We start from the raw sequence: 19,130 nt of genomic DNA, 5'->3' as shown, positions 1-19,130 counted from the left end.
GTGCGCCGGTTGGGCGTACGGAACCCGCGGGCGGGGCGTGCGCCCCGCGTGCGGGGGCGCGGCCGCGCCGGGGCCTGTGGCCGATCCCACAGGCGCGCGACCCGGTGACGGGGGCGTACGGACCGGGGCGCGGACGTCGACGGCCGGCCGCACGGGGGGTGCGGCCGGCCGTCGGTGGCAGGTGAGCGGGGTGGGTGGGTGGATCAGCCCTGCGGGTGGTGGGCCGGGATCGGCGGGAGCTCGCCGGTGGTCTCGTACTCGTTCAGCATCTCGATCCGGCGGGTGTGCCGGGCCTCGCCGCTGTACGGGGTCTTGAGGAAGACCTCGACGAACTCGGTGGCCTCCTCGACGGTGTGCATCCGGCCGCCGATGGAGATCACGTTGGCGTTGTTGTGCTGACGGCCGAGCTCGGCGGTCTGCACGCTCCAGGCCAGCGCCGCGCGGACGCCCTTGACCTTGTTGGCGGCGATCGCCTCACCGTTGCCCGAGCCGCCGATCACGATGCCCAGGGCGTCCGCGTCGGCCGCGGTGCGCTCGGCGGCGCGCAGGCAGAACGGCGGGTAGTCGTCCTCGGCGTCGTAGATGTGCGGCCCGCAGTCGACCGGCTCGTGGCCGGCCCCCTTCAGCCACTCCACCAGGTGGTTCTTCAGTTCGAATCCGGCATGGTCGGAGCCCAGGTACACGCGCATGCCCAAGAGTGTGGCACGCGGGTGCGCCCGGGCCCGACAACGGGGGCCCGGGTCCAGGGCCCGTCTTGTCGATCATTCCCGAGCTGATCGACAAGACGGGTCCTAGCGGCGGCCGAGCAGCTTCCAGGCGAGCGGCAGGGCGCCGGCCGCGAAGGCGGCCTTGAGCGCGTCGCCGACCAGGTACGGGTAGAGGCCCAGTTCGGCGGCGCGGGCCAGCGACACGTGCAGGCTCAGGGCCAGGTACGGCACGCCGACGGCGTAGATGGCGAGGCTGCCCAGGACCATGGTGGCGGCCGTGTTCAGCGGGGTGCGGTCGGCGCCGCGCCGGGCCAGCGCGCCGGTCAGGGCGGCGGCGAGGACGAAGCCGAGCACGTAGCCGAAGGAGGGCATGGCCCAGCCCGAGGTGCCCTCGGCGAACCAGGGCAGGCCCGCCATGCCGGCCAGCAGGTAGAGCGCGAGCGAGGCGACGCCGCGGCGGGCGCCGAGCGCGGTGCCGACCAGCAGGGCGGCGAAGGTCTGGCCGGTGACCGGCACCGGCGAGCCGGGGACGTTCACCGACAGCTGGGCGGCGACGCCGGTCAGCGCGGCACCGCCGGCCACCAGGGCCAGGTCGCGGGCCTGGGCGCCGAGGCGGGTGGAGGCGGCGGGCAGCAGGTCGGCGAGGACGGCGCGGCGCGCTATCGGGGTGGTGGCAGTGGCCATCGGGGGGCTCCTCGGTGAAGGTCCAGGTGAGTGAACACCTGTGAACCTACGCGGTGATCCACTGCGCCACCGTCACGGTTTCGGACAAAGCCCCGCCCTCGCGCGTTGTCGGAACCGGCTCGAAACGACGATCCGTCAATCTACCGCCACGTACGGTCACCACCCGGTCCGCATGGTGGGCCCACGGCGGACTTCCTTGGCACGAACAGCGGGCGCCCCGGATATTGGACAGCTCATGCCGCATTCCGCACAGTCTGGATCCACCCCTATGGCCCCCACCTCCGCGCCCTCGGCGCCCGGGACCACCGACGGTGCTCCCCCGCCGCCGTCCGGTGGCCAGCAGCTCAGCCACGGACTCAAGCAGCGCCACCTGTCGATGATCGCCCTCGGCGGCGTCATCGGCGCGGGCCTGTTCGTGGGCTCCGGCGCCGGCATCGCGGCCGCCGGACCGGCGATCATCCTCGCCTTCACCCTCTCCGGCGTGCTGGTCATGCTGATCATGCGGATGCTGGGCGAGATGTCCGCCGCCCGTCCGGCTTCCGGTTCCTTCTCGGTGCACGCCGAGAAGGAGGTCGGCCCCTGGGCCGGGATCACGGCCGGCTGGATGTACTGGGTGATGCTCTGCTGCGGCGTCGCCGCCGAGGCCACCGCCGCCGGGAAGATCGTCAACGGCTGGATCCCCGGGGTCTCCTCCTGGATCTGGGTCGCCCTGTTCATGGTCTTCTTCTGCGTCAGCAACCTGACCGCGGTGAAGAACTTCGGCGAGTTCGAGTTCTGGTTCGCCACCATCAAGGTCGCCGCGATCATCGCCTTCCTGGTCCTCGGCGGGCTCGGCATCGCCGGGGTGATCGGCCCCGGCGCCCCCGGTACGACCAACCTCACCGGCCAGGGCGGCTTCCTGCCCACCGGCGTCAGCGGACTGATCGTCGGCCTGCTCGCCTCGGTCTTCGCCTACGGCGGCCTGGAGACGGTGACCATCGCGGCGGCCGAGTCCGACGACCCCAAGAAGAACGTCGCCAACGCGGTGCGCACCGCGGTGTGGCGGATCGCGATCTTCTACATCGGCTCGATGGCCCTGGTCGTCACCCTGGTCTCCTGGAAGGACCCGGCGGTCGTCGCCGACGGCCCGTACGTCACGGTGCTGCGCCACCTCGGGGTGCCCGCGGCCGGGACGATCATGGAGGCGGTGGTGCTGATCGCGCTGCTGTCCGCGATGAACGCCAACATCTACGGCGCCTCCCGGATGGCCTACTCGCTGGTCGGCCGCGGTCAGGGCCCCAAGGCGCTGGCCAAGGTCTCCGGCGGCGTGCCGCGCCGGGCCGTGCTGGCGTCCTGCCTGTTCGGCTTCGGCGCCGTGCTGGCCGCCAAGTTCTGGCCGGAGACCGTGTTCACCTGGCTGATGAACACCACCGGCGTCGCGATCCTGGTGGTCTGGCTGTTCATCTGCATCGTCCAGCTGCGGATGCGCCGCCGGCTGGAGCGCGAGACGCCCGAGCTGCTCACCGTGAAGATGTGGGGCTACCCGTACCTGACCTGGGTCGCGATGGCCGCCGTGGCCGGCATCCTCGCCCTGATGACCACCACCGAGGGCAACCGCCAGCAGCTGTACGCGGCCGGGGTGCTGGTCGCGCTGCTGATCGCGGCCGGACTGCTCAAGCAGCGCCGGGACGCGGCTGCCGCCCGCTAGCGCATGCGTCGAAGGACGTCGAAGGGCCCGGTACCGAGGTACCGGGCCCTTCCGTGCGTCCGGGGACCCTACTCGAAGGACGGGCCCGCCGTACGGGTGCGCTTGATCTCGTAGAAGCCCGGGGTGGAGGCCACCAGCAGGGTGCCGTCCCACAGCCGGGCCGCGGCCTCGCCCTTCGGGGCCGGGGTGACCACCGGGCCGAAGAAGGCGACCCGCTCGCCGTCCGCGCCCTCGACCGCGATCACCGGGGTGCCGACGTCCTCGCCGACCAGGGTGATGCCCTCCTTGTGGGAGGCGCGCAGGGCCTCGTCGTACGCGTCGGTGTCCGCCGCGTCCGCCAGCCCGGCGGGCAGGCCCGCGGCCACCAGGGCGGCCTCGATGGTCTCCCGGTTCTGCGGCAGGCCCTGGTTGTGGAAGCGCAGGCCCAGCTCGGTGTACAGCCGGCCCAGCACCTCCTCGCCGTGCTGCTGGGCGGCCGCGACGCACACCCGCACCGCGCCCCAGGCGTTGTCCAGCAGCTCGCGGTAGTTCTGCGGCAGGTCACGGTGCTCGTTGAGCACCGACAGGCTCATCACGTGCCAGTTCACGTCGACCGGGCGCAGCTGCTGGACCTCGATCAGCCAGCGGGACGTCATCCACGCCCACGGGCAGGCCGGGTCGAACCAGAAGTCGGCGGTCTTGCGCTCAGCGGCAGTCGTCACTGGGTCTCGTCCTTCGTGAGGTGTTCCGAGGCGGCGGGGCATCGCCCCACCCGCACCTCAACACCCGCCGGGCGCCGCTGATTCCGGCCCGGACGCGACGGCCTGTGCAATGGTACCGGCCGGGACCGGCGTGAAAGGATGCCCTCTGCGTGCGCGGGGCACACCGCCCGCGGAACCACACCACCCACACACGCACCACCGTGCGAGCCGGACAAAGGAGTACCGCCGTGCCGGGCAAGAACCTGAGCCGCGAGGAAGCACAACAGCGAGCCGGCGTCCTGGCCGTCGACGACTACCGGGTCCGGCTCGACCTGACCTCGGCCCCCGACCCGACGGCCGCGACCTTCCGCTCCACCACCACCGTCGCCTTCCGCTGCTCCCGGCCCGGCGCCGCCACCTTCCTCGACCTGCTCGCCCCGTCCGTCCGCTCGGTCACCCTCAACGGCCGCGCCCTGGACCCGGCCACCGCCTACGACGGCGCCCGGGTGCACATCGACGGCCTGGCCGCCGAGAACGTCGTCACCGTCGAGGCGGACTGCGCCTACAGCCGCACCGGCGAGGGCCTGCACCGCTTCGTCGACCCGGCCGACGGCGAGACCTACCTCTACACCCACTTCGAGCCGGCCGACGCCCGCCGAGTGTTCGCGAACTTCGAACAGCCCGACCTGAAGGCCCCGTTCACCTTCACGGTGACCGCCCCGGCGGCCTGGGACGTTCGCTCCAACGCCGTCCACGAGAGCGTGACCGAGGAGGGCGGCGCCCGCACCTGGGAGTTCGCGCCGACCAAGCCGATCTCCACCTACCTCACCGCCGTGGTGGCCGGCCCGTACCACGTCGAGACCGACCACTACAGCCACGAACTCGCCGACGGCACCACCCTGGAGATCCCGCTCTCCGCGCTGTGCCGCCGCTCGCTCGCCCCGCACTTCGACGCGGAGGAGATCCTCGGCGTCACCAAGCTCGGACTCGACTTCTTCCACGAGGAGTTCGACTTCCCGTACCCCTTCGGCAAGTACGACCAGGCCTTCGTCCCCGAGTACAACATCGGCGCGATGGAGAACCCCGGCTGCGTGACCTTCAAGGAGGAGTTCGTCTTCCGCTCGAAGGTCACCGACGCCGCCTACGAGGCCCGCGCCAACGTCGTGCTGCACGAGATGGCGCACATGTGGTTCGGCGACCTGGTCACCCCGCGCTGGTGGGACGACCTGTGGCTGAAGGAGTCCTTCGCCGACTTCATGGGCTCCTACGGCCTGATCGGCGCCCGCACCCGGTACTCCGCCGCCTGGGTCACCTTCGCCAACCAGCGCAAGGCCTGGGCCTACCGGCAGGACCAGTTCCCCACCACCCACCCGATCACCGCCGACATCCGCGACCTCGAGGACGCCAAGCTCAACTTCGACGGGATCACCTACGCCAAGGGCGCCTCCGTCCTCAAGCAGCTGGTCGCGTACGTCGGTTCGGAGGCCTTCTTCGAGGGCGCCCGCCGCTACTTCAAGCGGCACGCCTTCGGCAACACCGAACTGGGCGACCTGCTGGGCGTGCTGGAGGAGACCAGCGGACGCGACCTGAAGAGCTGGGCCGCCTCCTGGCTGCAGACCGCCGGGGTCGACGCGCTCACCCCGCAGATCACCACCGACGCCGAGGGCCGGATCACCGAACTGGCCGTCCTCCAGGACGGCGACGCCCTGCGCCCGCACCGGATCGCGGTCGGCCTGTACGACCGGGACGCCGACGGCGCCCTGGTGCGCACCGAGCGGATCGAGCTGGACGTCACCGGCGCCCGCACCGTCGTCGCCGAGGCCGTCGGCCGCCCGCGCCCGGCCCTGGTCCTGCTCAACGACGAGGACCTGACCTACTGCAAGATCCGCTTCGACGACAGCTCGCTGGAGACCCTGCGCACCGGCCTCGGCGGGATCCGCGACGAGCTGGCCCGGGCGCTCGCCTGGTCCGCGGTCTGGAACCTCACCCGGGACGGCCTGATGCCGGCCCGCGACTACGTCGCCCTGGTGCTGCGCTTCGCCGGCCAGGAGGGCAACATCGGCGTGCTGCAGTCGCTGCACGCCCAGGCCAAGACCGCCGTCGACCTGTACGCCGCCCCCGAGTGGCGCGCCGAGGGCGCCCGGCAGCTCGCCGACGGCGCCCTGCGCGAGCTGCGCGACGCCGTCCCCGGCAGCGACCACCAGCTCGCCTGGGCCCGCTTCCTGGCCCAGACCGCGGGCGGCGCCGAGCACCTCGGGCTGGTCCGCGGCCTGCTGGCCGGCAGCGCCCGGATCGACGGCCTGGAGGTCGACCAGGAGCTGCGCTGGTCGCTGTGGCTGGCGCTGGCCGCCGCCGGACAGGCCGGCGACGAGGAGCTGGCCGGGGAACTGGCCGTCGACAACACCGCGGGCGGCAAGCACCAGTACACCCAGTGCCTGGCCGCCCGGCCCACCCCGGAGGCCAAGGCCGCCGCCTGGTCGGCCGTGATCGACTCGGACGAGCTGCCGAGCGCCCTGGTCGAGGCCAACAGCGCGGGCTTCTCGATCCCCGCCCAGCGCGACCTGACCGCCCTCTACGCGGCGCCGTACTTCAAGCTGCTGGAGAAGGTCTGGGCCGAGCGGACCATCGAGATCGCGATCCGGATCGTCGGCGGCTTCTTCCCGATCGCCCAGACCGACGGGCACACCCTGGCCGAGGCGGACGCCTGGCTGGACGGCCACCCGCAGGCCGCGCCGGCGCTGCGCCGGCTGGTGCTGGAGCGCCGGGACGACCTGGCCCGCGCGCTGCGGGCGCAGGCCTGCGACCGGGTCTGACCGCCCTGACCGGCCGGACCGGCTGACGGAGGGGCCCGCCGACCGGGTGTCGGCGGGCCGCTCCGGCGTGCGGGCGCTGCTCGTGCGGGCCCCTGCGTGTACGGGCCCCCTCACGTGTGCGGGCCCCTCGCGTGTGCGGGCCCCTCCGGCAGGCGGTCTCAGTCGCGGCGCAGGCCGCGGTCCAGGGCGGCGATCGCGCTGCCCCGGGCGTCGTCGCCGTCCAGCGACCAGACCATCACCCCGGCCAGGTCGTTCCAGCGCGCGTAGCGGGCCTTCTGAGTGAGCACCTCGGCGGTGTCGTAGCTGTAGAAGGTGGTGCCGTCGTACTTCCAGGACGCGCCGTGGTCGCGGTCCAGGTGGACCGTGCCGGGCAGCGCGTCGAGCTCCTGGTAGGAGTGGTCGGGCGCGGCGGCGGTGGCGCTCTGGTAGAGGCCGCCGCGGGGCCCGGGGGCGACGCCGGTCCAGCCGTGGCCGTAGAGCGGGGCGCCGAGGACGAGCTGTTCGGAGGGCAGGCCGCGTTCCTGGTAGTGGGTGACGGCGCTGTCCGCGCTGCGGCGGCGGGGGTCCGGGTCGGCCGGGTCGGAGTAGAGGTTGGCCTGGTGGTCGGTCGGGCCCTTGCCCTCCCAGGGGCCGTGCAGGTCGTAGGCCATCAGGTTGAGCCAGTCCACCGACCGGCTCAGCCGGGGCAGTTCGAGCCGGTCGGCGACGGTCTCGTTGGCGGCGACGGCGGCGGTGAGCAGGTAGTGCCGGCCCTTCTTGCCCTCGGCCGCGCCCAGCCGGTCCAGCTGGGTGCGGAACTCCCGCATCAGCAGGGTGTAGTTGTGCCCGTCCTCGGGGCGGACCACGTTGCCGGCGTCCCCGCCGCCGCCCGGGTACTCCCAGTCGATGTCGATCCCGTCGAAGACTCCGGCGGCCGCGCCCGCGCCGCCCTCCGGGGAGTCGGCGAGGACCGGCAGGTCGCCCTTGAGGTAGAGGTCGATGCAGGAGGAGACGAACTTCTTGCGGGAGGCGTCGGTGGCGGCCGCGTCCGAGAAGTACTTGGACCAGCTCCAGCCGCCGAGCGAGATGACCGTGCGCAGCTGCGGGTTCTTCGCCTTGAGCTTGCGCAGCTGGTTGAAGTGGCCCTTGAGCCGCTGGTCCGGGGCGTCGGCCACGCCGTCGACGGACTCGGCGGCGGAGAACGGGCGCTGGTAGTCGTCGCGGGCGTCGCCCTGGCCGGCGTCATCGGTCGCGAAGCAGGTGCCGTCGGCGGAGACGTTGCCGAAGGCGTAGTTGACGACGGTGAGCTTGGCCGCCTGGCCGGAGTCCTGGACCCGCTTGGCGGAGCTGTCGGCGCCCCACTGGGTGAAGTAGCCGACCCGCTGGCCCTTCAGCCCGGGGCCGTGCCCGGGCCGGCCGTCGGCGGCGTGGGCGGTGGCGGGGGCCGCGAGCAGCGCGGCGGCGGTGGCGGCGGCGAGCAGGGCTGAGGTGCGAGTGGGCATGCCGGACCTGTTCTCTGAAGCGGCGTCAAATGGTCTGGACCAGATGGCACAGAGGTTTAGTCCATGGGCCGGGGGCCGCACAAGAGGACGTCCGGTTCCGGCGCAGCATGCAAAAAAGGGGGCCGGACCGCGCGGTGCGGTTCGGCCCCCTTTCAGGGCGCTGGGCGCTTCGACTCAGCCGCGGTGGCCGATCAGCCGATCAGCGAGCGCAGCACGTACTGCAGGATGCCGCCGTTGCGGTAGTAGTCCGCCTCACCGGGGGTGTCGATGCGGACGACCGCGTCGAACTCCTTGCTGCTCCCGTCCTGGCCGACGGCCTTGACCTTGACGGTCTTGGGGGTGCGGCCCTCGTTGAGCTCGGTCACGCCGGTGAAGGAGAAGGTCTCCTCGCCGGTCAGGCCGAGGGAGTCGGCGTTCTCGCCCTCCGGGAACTGCAGCGGCAGGACGCCCATGCCGATCAGGTTCGAGCGGTGGATGCGCTCGTAGGACTCGGCGATGACGGCCTTGACGCCGAGCAGCGCGGTGCCCTTGGCGGCCCAGTCGCGGGACGAGCCGGAGCCGTACTCCTTGCCCGCCAGGACGACCAGCGGGACGCCGGCGGCCTGGTAGTTCTGCGAGGCGTCGTAGATGAACGACACCGGCGCGTCGGCCTGGGTGAAGTCGCGGGTGTAGCCGCCCTCGGTGCCCGGCGCGATCTGGTTGCGCAGACGGATGTTGGCGAAGGTGCCGCGGATCATGACCTCGTGGTTGCCTCGGCGCGAGCCGTAGGAGTTGAAGTCACGCTTCTCGACGCCGTTGGCGGTCAGGTACTGCGCCGCCGGGGTGCCCGGCTTGATGTTGCCGGCCGGGGAGATGTGGTCGGTGGTGACCGAGTCGCCCAGCTTGGCCAGGACGCGGGCGCCGGCGATGTCGGTCACCGGGCTCGGGGTCTTGGCCATGCCCTCGAAGTACGGGGGCTTGCGGACGTAGGTGGACTCGGCGTCCCACTCGAAGGTGTTGCCGGTCGGGACCGGGAGCGACTGCCAGCGGTGGTCACCGGCGAAGACGTCCTGGTAGCCCTTGTCGAACATCGCCTCGTCGATGGAGGCGGCGACGGTGTCGGCGACCTCCTGCTCGGACGGCCAGATGTCGGCGAGGAAGACGTCGTTGCCGTCGGCGTCCTGGCCCAGGGCGTCCTTGGTGATGTCGATGTTCATGTTGCCGGCGAGGGCGTAGGCGACCACCAGCGGCGGGGAGGCCAGGTAGTTCATCTTGACGTCCGGGTTGATCCGGCCCTCGAAGTTGCGGTTGCCGGAGAGCACCGAGACGACCGCGAGGTCGGCCTCGTTGACGGCGGCCGAGACCTCCTCGGGCAGCGGGCCCGAGTTGCCGATGCAGGTGACGCAGCCGTAGCCGACCAGGTTGAAGCCCAGCTTCTCCATGTACGGGAGCAGGCCGGCCTTCTCGTAGTAGTCCATGACGACCTTGGAGCCGGGCGCCAGGGTGGTCTTGACCCAGGGCTTGACGTGCAGGCCCTTCTCCACGGCCTTCTTCGCCAGCAGGGCGGCGCCCAGCATGACGGAGGGGTTGGAGGTGTTGGTGCAGGAGGTGATCGAGGCGATCACGACCGCGCCGTTGTCGATCTCGTAGGTCGAGCCGTCGGGGGCGGTGACGGCGGTCGGCTTCGAGGCCTCGGCGGAGTAGGTCGGCAGCGCCTCGGCGAACTTCTGGGCGGCCTCGGCCAGGACGACGCGGTCCTGCGGGCGCTTCGGGCCGGAGATCGACGGGACGACGGTGGAGACGTCCAGCTCCAGGTACTCGGAGTAGGCCGGCTCGACCGACGGGTCGTGCCAGAGGCCCTGCTCCTTGGCGTAGGCCTCGACCAGGGCGAGCTGCTGCTCGTCACGGCCGGTCAGACGCAGGTAGTTGATGGTCTCGGCGTCGATCGGGAAGATCGCGCAGGTCGAACCGAACTCCGGCGACATGTTGCCGATGGTGGCGCGGTTGGCCAGCGGGATGGAGCCGATGCCGTCGCCGTAGAACTCGACGAACTTGCCGACCACACCGTGCTTGCGCAGCATCTCGGTGATGGTGAGCACCAGGTCGGTGGCGGTGGTGCCGGCCGGCAGCTCGCCGGTCAGCTTGAAGCCGACGACGCGCGGGATCAGCATGGAGACCGGCTGGCCGAGCATGGCGGCCTCGGCCTCGATGCCGCCGACGCCCCAGCCCAGCACGCCCAGGCCGTTGACCATGGTGGTGTGCGAGTCGGTGCCGACGCAGGTGTCCGGGTAGGCCTGGCCGCCCCGGACCATGACCGTGCGGGCCAGGTGCTCGATGTTCACCTGGTGGACGATGCCGGTGCCCGGCGGGACGACCTTGAACTCGTCGAAGGCGGTCTGGCCCCAGCGCAGGAACTGGTAGCGCTCCTTGTTGCGGCCGTACTCGATCTCGACGTTCTGGGTGAACGCGTCCTTGGTGCCGAACTTGTCGGCGATGACCGAGTGGTCGATGACCAGCTCGGCCGGGGCCAGCGGGTTGATCTTCGCCGGGTCGCCGCCCAGCTCCTTGACGGCCTCGCGCATGGTGGCCAGGTCGACCACACAGGGCACGCCGGTGAAGTCCTGCATGATCACGCGGGCGGGCGTGAACTGGATCTCCTGGCTCGGCTGGGCGTTCTCGTCCCAGTCGCCGAGGGCGCGGATGTGGTCGGCGGTGATGTTGGCGCCGTCCTCCGTGCGGAGCAGGTTCTCCAGCAGCACCTTGAGGCTGTAGGGCAGCCGCTCGGAACCCTCGACGGCGGAGAGCTTGAAGATCTCGTACGACTCGTCGCCCACCTGCAGCGAGCTGCGGGCGTCGAAGCTGTTCGCGGACACGACTGACTCCTTCTGGGTGCTTCGTGCTATATCCGGCCGCCGCACGGTGGTAAGGTCAGCCTTACTTAGGCTTGCCTTGCCCGCATCGCCGGCGAGCGCCTCTCGGCAAGTATCTTGATGTCGAGATATATCGTAAAGGGCAGTTATCTCGATGTCGAGATAAACCATAGTGCATGCCGCCACCATCACCACCGCAGGCATGCCCCGGTGGGCGACGACGCAGGTCAGCGGCCGTCCGGACCGCGACGCTTGCGCTCCAGCCGGATCAGCCAGACCGCTCCCGCCACGATCGCCGCGGCCAGCAACAGCACCACCACGAGCTCACCGCCCGAGCCGCCGGTCGGCGCGGGGGCGATGTCGGCCAGCAGGGTCGTCGTCCTCATACCTTCACCTCCTTTCGTCCCGTCCGCACCCGGTCGGCGCTCCCTCGCTCCGCGCCCGGGTGGGCACCCGGGTGGGCACCCCTCGGTCCGCCTGGCCCGCCTGGCCCGCTCGGTCCGCTCGGTCCGCGCCCGGGCCCTCGCGCAGGCCGAGCACCAGCATCAGCAGCACCGGGAACTCCAGATACGCGTGGTAACTGGCCAGCGCCGCGTACACCGAGCGGCCCTGGGCGTAATCCACGGCGAACAACAGCGCCAGCAGCGCCCCCGCACCCATCCCCAGCGCCCAGGCCCGCCCGCCCCGCAGGCCCGGCACCCGGGCGTCGAAGCGCTCCGCCGCCTCCGGCGCGTACCGCGGCAGGAACCACACCCAGACCACGTAGTGCATCGTCTGCAGGAAGGCGAACACCGCCAGGAAACGCAGCCCCACCTGCGGCGTCAGCCAGCCCGGCGGGGTGTAGACCGCCGCCAGCCGGTCCGTCCAGCCCCCGGGGCGCTGGGACAGCCACCCGTCCAGCAGCCCGCTCGACAACAACCCCGGCACCAGCAGCACCCAACCGAACTGCAGCACCAGGAACGCCGCGCGCCCCCGCGCCAGCCGGCGCGACCACTCCGCCAGGAACAGCAGCGGCACCACGTTGTGCAGGTGCGCCAGTGCCACGAAGTGGTAGGCCGGGAACGCCAGCGACGCCGCCCCCGCACCCGTCAGCCCCACCCCGGCCGCCACCAGCAGCCGCGGCCGGCCGCGCAGCCCGTACCAGCAGGCCGCCGCCAGCAGACCGTAGGCCAGCAGGATCTCCGCCGACTGGGACAGCCGCGACGGCGGCAGCAGCCGGCATAGCACGATCCCGGTCACCAGCGCCAGCAGCAGCCGCAGCAGCGGACCGGCCAGCACCGCGGCGAACCGCCCCGCCACGTACCGCAGCTCCAACACGTTGTGCAGCAGCCCGAAGGCCGCCAGGCCCAGCACCGCCAGAGCGGTCGGCGCGCGCAGCGCCAGCACCAGCGCCAGGGCCGCCGACAGCGCGAAACCCGCGAACGGCGCCCCGCCCAGCCGCACCACCGGACCGGGCGCGGGCCAGGGCCCCGCCCCGGCACCCGCCCGGATCCCCGTGCTCGCCATGCTCCCCCTTCCCGTGGCACGATCCCCGCCGTGCGCTACCCGGTGGCCCTCGCCCTCACCCTGCTGACCGAGACGCCGGTCTACACCGCCGCCCTCGTCCGGATCGGACGCGTGCGCCCCGGACGGGCGGCCGCGGCCGGCGTACTCGTCAACCTGGCGACGCACCCACTGCTCTGGTGGACCCTCCGGCACTGGACCGACGGGCCCGCCGCAGCGTACTGGAGCTGCTTCGCGCTCAGCGAGGCCGCGGTCTGCGCGGTCGAGGCACTGCTGCTGTGCCCGCTCACCGGACTGCGCCCGCGCGACCCGCTGCCGTGGATCGCCTCCGGTACCGCCAACGCCACCTCGCTGCTGGCCGGGCTACTGCTCGGCGGCTGAACCCCGGCTTCACCCGGGGCGGTGCGCGGCCGGTCGGTGTCCGGCGACGGACGGCGGACAGCGGACAGCGGACAGCGGACGGCGGACGGCGGACGGCGGACGGCCGGCCGCGCCGCGGATCCCGCGCCGCCGAGTGTCCTGCGGCGGCCGACGGCGTTGAGCAGGGTGACCGTCGCCCCGCCCGTGGAAGGCCCGCCCCGATGCCCGCTCCGCTCGCCACCGCCCTGCTGCCGCTGGCCCTGCTCGTCCCCGCCGCCTCCCCGGTCTCCGTCCTGGAGACGGCCTTCGACCCGGCGACGGCCTTCGTCCCGCCGACCGCGATCAGCTACGCCGACGACCTGGTGCCGTACGGCTCGCACGCCCGGATCGTCATCGACCGCTCGGAACCCGGGCGGACGGTCCTCACCCTGACGGTGGCCGGGCTCGCCCCCGACCACGAGTTCCCCACGCACCTGCACACCGGCGTCTGCGGGGCCGACCCGGCCTCCTCCGGACCGCACTACCAGGACGTGGTCGACCCGGTGCAGCCGTCCACCGACCCGGCCTACGCCAACGACCGCAACGAACTGCGGCTGGTGCTGCACACCGACGGCCGGGGCCGGGGCACCGCCACGACCGCCGTCGACTGGCAGCCACGGCCCGGCGAGGCGCGCTCGCTGGTGCTGCACGCGGGCACCCCGGCCGGCCGGCACGCGGCGGGCGACCGGGTGGCCTGCGTCAAGCTGGCGCGCTGAGCCCGGCGGATCCCTGCCGGGCCCGGGAGATCCCCGCCGGGCCCGTCCGAGGACCGCTCAGGAACCGAGGGTGGCGACCAGGACCGCCTTGATGGTGTGCAGCCGGTTCTCCGCCTGGTCGAACACGACGGAGTGCGCCGACTCGAACAGCTCGTCGGTGCACTCCAGCTCGGTCATGCCGGTCGCCTCGTACATCTGCCGCCCGACCGCCGTGCCGAGGTCGTGGAAGGCCGGCAGGCAGTGCAGGAACTTCACGTCCGGGTTGCCGGTGGCCCGGACGGTGTCCATGGACACCTGGTACGGCTTGAGCAGCGCGATCCGCTCGGCCCACACGTCCTTGGGCTCGCCCATCGACACCCAGACGTCGGTGTAGAGGAAGTCGGCGCCGGCCACGCCCTCGGCCACGTCCTCGGTCAGCGTGATCCTGGCACCCGTCCGCCCGGCCAGCTCCTGCGCCGCCTGCCGCACCTCCTCGGCCGGCCAGAGGGCGCGCGGGGCGACGATCCGGATGTCCATGCCGAGCAGGGCGCCGGTGACCAGCAGCGAGTTGCCCATGTTGGAGCGGGCGTCGCCGAGGTAGGCGAGGGCGACACCGGTGAGCGGCTTGGCGGTGTGCTCGGTGATGGTGAGCACGTCCGCCAGCATCTGGGTGGGGTGCCACTCGTCGGTCAGGCCGTTCCAGACCGGGACGCCGGCGTGCTCGGCCAGCTCCTCGACGATCTCCTGGCCATGGCCGCGGTACTCGATGCCGTCGAACATCCGGCCGAGCACCCGGGCGGTGTCCTTGACCGACTCCTTGTGGCCGATCTGCGAGCCGGACGGGTCCAGGTAGGTGGTGAGGGCGCCCTGGTCGTGCGCGGCGACCTCGAAGGCGCAGCGGGTGCGGGTGGAGGTCTTCTCGAAGATCAGCGCGATGTTCTTGCCGCGCAGCCGGGGCTGCTCGGTGCCCGCGTACTTGGCCGCCTTGAGCCCGGCCGCGAGGTCCACCAGGAAGCGGAACTCCTGGGGCGTGAAGTCGAGCTCCTTGAGGAAGTGCCTGTTCCGGAGGTTGAAGGCCATGCCGGGCTCCTGGGGTGACGGTACTGGCGGTACGTGAGGTACTGACTGGAAAGCGGCAAGTGTATACGACCTTCGGAATTTCTATACAGCGCGGCGGTGACGAAGGGGAAGCCCCGGGCGGGACTTCCCCTTCGTCACCCGTTCCCGCGGACGCGGGCCGGGCGGGTCACAGCCGCGGGTCGACCGGCTCCGACTCCAGCGCGAGCACCGCGAACACCGGCTCGTGCACCCGCCACAGCGGCTCCCCCGCCGCCAGCCGGTCCAGCGCCTCCAGGCCCAGCGCGTACTCGCGCAGCGCCAGCGAACGCTTGTGGCCCAGCGAACGCATCCGCAGCCGCTCCAGATGCTCGGTGTAGTCCGGGCCGTAGACGATCCGCAGGTACTCCCGGCCGCGCACCTTCACCCCCGGCTGCACCAGGCCGCCCGGACGGCCCTCACCCCGCACCGTCCGCACCACCGAGGCCAGCGGCTTGACCACCATGCCCTCGCCGCCCGCCGCCGTCAGGTCCTCCCACCAGGCGGTGGCGGCGGCCACCGAGGCCTCGTCCTCGGTGTCCACCAGGACCCGGCCGGTGCGGTGCAGCACCGGGGCCGCCACGTCGTCGGCCTCCACCAGGCGGTCGATCCAGGCCAGGTGCTCGTCGTGCGGACGCACCGCGAGGTTCGCCCCCTCGGCGGCCAGCAGCTGGAACGGCGCCAGCCGGATGCCCGTCAGCCCCTCCGTCGGCCAGCAGTACCGCCGGTACGCCTCGGTGAACGCCCGCGCGTCGGCGGCGCGACGGCGCTGGCGGGCGGTCAGCTCCCCGAGCTCCAGCCCGCGCGCGGCCGCCTGCTCCAAGGCGGACAGCACCTCCGGCAGAGCGGCGCCGGCCGCCGCGCCGACCGCGGCGTACTGGCGGCGCAACAGCTCCACCGCCTTCAGCGACCACGGCATCAGCTCCGCGTCCAGCAGCAGCCAGTCGGTGCCCAACTCCTCGAACAGACCCGCCCGTTCGGCCGCCGCCCGGACCCTGCCGAGCACCGCGCCGGTCAGCTCCTCGTCGTCCAGGAAGGCCCGTCCGGTCCGGGTCCAGATCGCGCCCGGACCGGCCACCCCGAAGCGCCGCTCCAACGCGGCGCCGTCCCGGGCGACCAGCACCACCGCGCGCGAGCCCATGTGCTTCTCCTCGCACACCAGGTGCCGGACGCCGTCCGCGCGGTAGGCGAAGAAGGCCTCCTCCGGGTGCTCCAGGTACCCCTCCCGGCGGGACGTCGGGCTCGGCGCCATCGTCGGCGGCAGGTAGGCGAGCAGCCGCGGGTCCAGCGCGAAGCGGCTCATCACCTCCAGCGCGGCCGTCGCGTTCTCCTCCCGCACGGCGACCCGGCCGTGCAGACCGGTCTCCACGGTCCGGCGCCCGGCCACGTCCGCGAGATCCAGCGGACGGCCCTCGCGGGCACCCGGCGCATCCGTCAGCAGCGGACGCACCGGGGCGTACCACTCCCGCTCGGCCGCCACGCTCACCAGCTCGCGCTCCGGATAGCGCAGCGCCGTCAGGCTGCCGCCGAAGACGCAGCCGGTGTCCAGGCAGATGGTGTTGTTGACGAAGCTCGCGCTCGGCACCGGGGTGTGGCCGTAGACCACCAGCGCCCGGCCGCGGTACTCCTCCGCCCACGGGTAGCGCACCGGCAGGCCGTACTCGTCGGTCTCGCCGGTGGTCTCCCCGTACAGCGCGTGCGAGCGCACCCGGCCGGAGGCGCGGCCGTGGTACCGCTCCGGCAGACCGGCGTGGCAGACCACCAGGGCGCCGCCGTCCAGCAGGTAGTGGCTCACCAGGCCGCGCATGAAGGCCCGCACCTCGGCCTTGAACTCCTCGCTCTCCCCGGCCAGTTGGTCCAGCGACTCCTTGAGGCCGTACGCGACGGTGACCTTCTTGCCGTCCATGGCCCGGCCGAGCTTGTGCTCGTGGTTGCCCGGCACGCAGATCGCGTGGCCGGCCCCGACCATGCCCATCACCAGGCGCAGCACACCCGGGGTGTCCGGGCCGCGGTCGACCAGGTCGCCGACGAACACGGCGGTGCGGCCCGCGGGGTGGACGGCGTCCACCGGGCGGCCCTCGGCGTCCCGGGCGAGGGAGTAGCCGAGACGGGTCAGCAGGGTCTCCAGCTCGGAACGGCAACCGTGGATGTCGCCGACGATGTCGAACGGGCCGGTGAGGTGGCGCAGGTCGTTGTAGCGCTTCTCCAGCTCGATCCCGGCCGCCGCCACCTCGGCCTCGCCGCGCAGCACGTGCACCGTGCGGAAGCCCTCGCGCTCCAGGCCGCGCAGCGAACGGCGCAGCTCGCGGTGCTGGCGCGGTACGACGTGCGCGGGCAGCCGGCGGTCCGGGCGGGAGCGGTTGCGCTCGGCGCACACGCCCGGCGGGACGTCCAGCACGATCGCGATCGGCAGCACGTCGTGGGCGCGGGCGATCGCGACCAGCCGGCGGCGGGCCTCCGGCTGGACGTTGGTGGCGTCCACCACGGTGAGGCGGCCGGCCGCGAGCCGCTTGCCGACGATGTAGTGCAGGACGTCGAAGGCCTCGGCGGACGCCGACTGGTCGTTCTCGTCGTCGGCCACCAGGCCTCGGCAGAAGTCGGAGGAGACCACCTGGGTGGGCAGGAAGTGACGGCGGGCGAAGGTGGACTTGCCCGCACCGCTGGTGCCGATCAGGACGACGAGGGAGACGTCGGTGACCGGGAGGCGGCGGGGGGCGGGGGTGCTCCCGGGCTGGGCCTGCTCGGGGTCGCGGGTCGCGTCGTCGGTCATCGGGTCACGCCCTCCTCGGGCGTCGTGGTGATGTTCTCGGCACCAGTGGCGGTGGCGGCACAGGTGGCGGTGGTGGTGATGGCGGTGGTGGTGATGGCGGTGGTGATGCGGAACAGGGCGAGCTGGGTCGGCGGGCCGACCTCCGGGTCCTCCGGCCCGACCGGGCGCAGCTCCACCGTGTAGCCGTACGCCGCCGCGACCTTCCCCGCCCACGCGCCGAACTCGGCGCGGGACCACTCGAACCGGTGGTCGGCGTGCCGCGTACGGCCCGCCGGCAGGCTCTCCCAACGCACGTTGTACTCGACGTTGGGCGTGGTGACGACCACGGCCTTCGGACGGGCCGCGCCGAACACCGTGTACTCCAGCGCGGGCAGCCGCTCCAGGTCCAAGTGCTCGATCACCTCGCACAGCACCGCCGCGTCGTAACCCTTCAACCGGGCGTCGGTGTACGTCAGCGCGCCCTGCGCCAGCGTCACCCGGGCCGCCTGCCGCTCGGGCAGCCGCTCCAGCCGCAGCTTGCGGTTCGCCGCCTGCAGCGCCCGCGCCGACACGTCCACGCCGAGGATGCCGGTGAACCGGGCGTCCTTCAGCAGCTCGCCGATCAACTCGCCCTGGCCGCAGCCGAGGTCGGCGACCCGGGCCGCGCCGGTGTCGCGCAGGGCGGTGAGGATCGCGGCGCGGCGCCGCTCGGCGAGGGAGGGCTGCCGGGGCTCCGCGCGCTCGCCGGCCCCGGTGGGCGCGGTGGCCGCGGTGGGCGCGGTGGGCGCGGTGGGCGCGGTGGGCGCGGTGGGCTTGCTGACCTCGCGGGTCTCGGTGGGCTCGGGGGCTTCGGTGGTCTCGGGGCCCTCCTCGTCCGGCCGGTCGTCGACCGCGTTGTCGATCTCCTCCACCTCGCGGTCGTCCGCCTCCGCCAGCCGGGCCAGCTCCAGCCGCTCCATCGCGGCCCGGGTCAGCGACCAGCGGCGGGACAGATAGCGCCGGGCGATCAGGGCGCGCTCGGGGTGGGCCGCCAGCCAGCCCTCACCGGCGGCGAGCAGCTTGTCCACCTCGTCCGGGGCAACCCAGTAGTGCTTCGCACCGTCCAGCACCGGCAGCAGCACGTACAGCTGCTGGAGCGCGTCGGCCAGCCGCACCGCCTCCGAGGCGAGCACCACCCGCACGTAACGGGACTCCCCCCACTCCGGGAACGCCGCGTCCAGCGGAACCGCCGCCGCCTCCACCCGCCAGCCCAGCGGCTCGAACAGCCGGGCCACCATGGCCGGGCCACCGCCCCCGCCCGCGCCGTTCGCGGGCACCGCCGGCAGCTCGATCCGCAACGGGCGGACCAGCCCCGGCAGTTCCGGACGCGCCGGGCAGTCGCCCTTCATCGCGGACCGGAACACCGTCCGCAGCGCCACCGCGAGCAGCGAGGACGCGGCGTACGGGCGGTCGTTGACGTACTGCGAGAGCGCGAAGTCGGGCGAACCGCCGCGCCCCCTGCCCCGGCCCTTGCGGACCAGCGCGATCGGGTCGATGTCCAGCAGCAGCGCCGCCGTGCAGAGCTCGTCCCGTGCCTCGGGGTAGAAGACGTGGGCCTCGCCGTGCGAGGTCGCGAACCGCTGGACCCTGCCGGGATGCTTGTGCAGCAGGAACCCGAGATCCGTGGCCGGGCTCTCGGCGCTGCCGGTAGTGGAAATCGACATGAACACCCGGCCGAGTATTGCCCAGCCAGGAGCGTCCGGGCACCGCAATTTCCGGCCCGGCGGCCTGCCGGCCTGCGGATCCGAC

Annotated in this window: 14 protein-coding genes; 4 read left to right on the top strand and 10 right to left on the bottom strand. The window is 72.8% G+C overall.

Translation table 11 applies throughout. The features are described 5' to 3' along the window. Positions 1–203: 203 nt before the first annotated feature. Positions 204–689, bottom strand: coding sequence for a ribose-5-phosphate isomerase (locus tag BG452_RS18300; RefSeq protein WP_188305391.1), 486 nt, complete (start codon positions 687–689; stop codon positions 204–206). Positions 690–791: 102 nt separating this feature from the next. After that, entirely contained in the window at positions 792–1,391 is a 600-nt protein-coding gene (locus BG452_RS18295) for a biotin transporter BioY (RefSeq protein WP_188305390.1), read from the bottom strand. 268 nt (positions 1,392–1,659) lie between these two features. Here BG452_RS18295 and BG452_RS18290 point away from each other — a divergent pair, with 268 nt between their 5' ends. Continuing rightward, a complete protein-coding gene (locus BG452_RS18290) occupies positions 1,660–3,078 on the top strand; it encodes an amino acid permease (RefSeq protein ID WP_188305389.1) in 1,419 nt (472 codons plus the stop codon). Positions 3,079–3,146: 68 nt separating this feature from the next. Here the strand turns inward: BG452_RS18290 and BG452_RS18285 are convergent, their stop codons facing one another. Next, the gene (locus BG452_RS18285) at positions 3,147–3,821 is read right to left on the bottom strand and encodes a DsbA family protein (protein WP_188305388.1); all 675 of its coding nucleotides are present in this window, start codon (positions 3,819–3,821) and stop codon (positions 3,147–3,149) included. A 185-nt stretch (positions 3,822–4,006) separates the two neighbouring features. Here BG452_RS18285 and pepN point away from each other — a divergent pair, with 185 nt between their 5' ends. Continuing rightward, positions 4,007–6,571 (top strand): aminopeptidase N, encoded by a 2,565-nt coding sequence (pepN, locus tag BG452_RS18280; protein ID WP_188305387.1) that lies wholly within the window; start codon positions 4,007–4,009, stop codon positions 6,569–6,571. A gap of 158 nt (positions 6,572–6,729) precedes the next feature. Here pepN and BG452_RS18275 read toward each other — a convergent pair whose 3' ends face one another. From BG452_RS18275 to BG452_RS47125, 4 genes are all read right to left on the bottom strand, one after another. Then, a complete protein-coding gene (locus BG452_RS18275) occupies positions 6,730–8,052 on the bottom strand; it encodes a glycoside hydrolase family 18 protein (RefSeq protein WP_188305386.1) in 1,323 nt (440 codons plus the stop codon). Between the two features lie 191 nt (positions 8,053–8,243). After that, on the bottom strand, positions 8,244–10,904 hold the full coding sequence (acnA, locus tag BG452_RS18270; protein ID WP_188305385.1) for an aconitate hydratase AcnA: 2,661 nt from the start codon (positions 10,902–10,904) through the stop codon (positions 8,244–8,246). Positions 10,905–11,128: 224 nt separating this feature from the next. Continuing rightward, positions 11,129–11,287 carry a hypothetical protein gene (locus BG452_RS18265; protein WP_188305384.1) on the bottom strand — a complete coding sequence of 53 codons (159 nt, stop codon included), beginning with the start codon at positions 11,285–11,287 and terminating at the stop codon, positions 11,129–11,131. A gap of 4 nt (positions 11,288–11,291) precedes the next feature. Further along, positions 11,292–12,407 (bottom strand): hypothetical protein, encoded by a 1,116-nt coding sequence (locus BG452_RS47125; RefSeq protein WP_188305383.1) that lies wholly within the window; start codon positions 12,405–12,407, stop codon positions 11,292–11,294. Positions 12,408–12,437: 30 nt separating this feature from the next. Between BG452_RS47125 and BG452_RS18255 the strand changes: the two genes are divergently transcribed. Beyond that, positions 12,438–12,785, top strand: a complete 348-nt coding sequence (locus BG452_RS18255; protein ID WP_188305382.1) for a hypothetical protein — start codon at positions 12,438–12,440, stop codon at positions 12,783–12,785. Positions 12,786–12,985: 200 nt separating this feature from the next. Continuing rightward, positions 12,986–13,519 carry a superoxide dismutase family protein gene (locus BG452_RS18250; protein ID WP_188305381.1) on the top strand — a complete coding sequence of 178 codons (534 nt, stop codon included), beginning with the start codon at positions 12,986–12,988 and terminating at the stop codon, positions 13,517–13,519. A gap of 57 nt (positions 13,520–13,576) precedes the next feature. Here BG452_RS18250 and argF read toward each other — a convergent pair whose 3' ends face one another. From argF to BG452_RS18235, 3 genes are all read right to left on the bottom strand, one after another. Next, positions 13,577–14,578 (bottom strand): ornithine carbamoyltransferase, encoded by a 1,002-nt coding sequence (argF, locus tag BG452_RS18245; RefSeq protein ID WP_188305380.1) that lies wholly within the window; start codon positions 14,576–14,578, stop codon positions 13,577–13,579. Between the two features lie 166 nt (positions 14,579–14,744). Beyond that, positions 14,745–17,363 carry a polynucleotide kinase-phosphatase gene (locus BG452_RS18240; RefSeq protein WP_188305379.1) on the bottom strand — a complete coding sequence of 873 codons (2,619 nt, stop codon included), beginning with the start codon at positions 17,361–17,363 and terminating at the stop codon, positions 14,745–14,747. Next, the gene (locus BG452_RS18235) at positions 17,360–19,051 is read right to left on the bottom strand and encodes a 3' terminal RNA ribose 2'-O-methyltransferase Hen1 (protein ID WP_317621111.1); all 1,692 of its coding nucleotides are present in this window, start codon (positions 19,049–19,051) and stop codon (positions 17,360–17,362) included. Before BG452_RS18235 ends, BG452_RS18240 begins: the two co-directional genes overlap by 4 nt. Positions 19,052–19,130: the final 79 nt, after the last annotated feature.

Origin of the sequence: Streptomyces sp. CBMA123 (assembly GCF_014596465.1) — a bacterium.
Taxonomy (GTDB): domain Bacteria; phylum Actinomycetota; class Actinomycetes; order Streptomycetales; family Streptomycetaceae; genus Kitasatospora.
The sequence above is the reverse complement of the archived record's forward strand: the minus strand, read 5'-3'. Positions and strand labels throughout refer to the sequence as shown.

Bases quoted from the DNA above. Each gene is read 5' to 3' on its own strand.
- BG452_RS18265 (WP_188305384.1), bottom strand. From the start codon at position 11,287: ATGAGGACGACGACCCTGCTGGCCGACATCGCCCCCGCGCCGACCGGC.
- BG452_RS47125 (WP_188305383.1), bottom strand. From the start codon at position 12,407: ATGGCGAGCACGGGGATCCGGGCGGGTGCCGGGGCGGGGCCCTGGCCC.
- BG452_RS18250 (WP_188305381.1), top strand. From the start codon at position 12,986: ATGCCCGCTCCGCTCGCCACCGCCCTGCTGCCGCTGGCCCTGCTCGTC.
- BG452_RS18240 (WP_188305379.1), bottom strand. From the start codon at position 17,363: ATGACCGACGACGCGACCCGCGACCCCGAGCAGGCCCAGCCCGGGAGC.
- BG452_RS18300 (WP_188305391.1), bottom strand. From the start codon at position 689: ATGCGCGTGTACCTGGGCTCCGACCATGCCGGATTCGAACTGAAGAAC.
- BG452_RS18295 (WP_188305390.1), bottom strand. From the start codon at position 1,391: ATGGCCACTGCCACCACCCCGATAGCGCGCCGCGCCGTCCTCGCCGAC.
- BG452_RS18275 (WP_188305386.1), bottom strand. From the start codon at position 8,052: ATGCCCACTCGCACCTCAGCCCTGCTCGCCGCCGCCACCGCCGCCGCG.
- argF (WP_188305380.1), bottom strand. From the start codon at position 14,578: ATGGCCTTCAACCTCCGGAACAGGCACTTCCTCAAGGAGCTCGACTTC.
- BG452_RS18290 (WP_188305389.1), top strand. From the start codon at position 1,660: ATGGCCCCCACCTCCGCGCCCTCGGCGCCCGGGACCACCGACGGTGCT.
- BG452_RS18285 (WP_188305388.1), bottom strand. From the start codon at position 3,821: ATGCCCCGCCGCCTCGGAACACCTCACGAAGGACGAGACCCAGTGACG.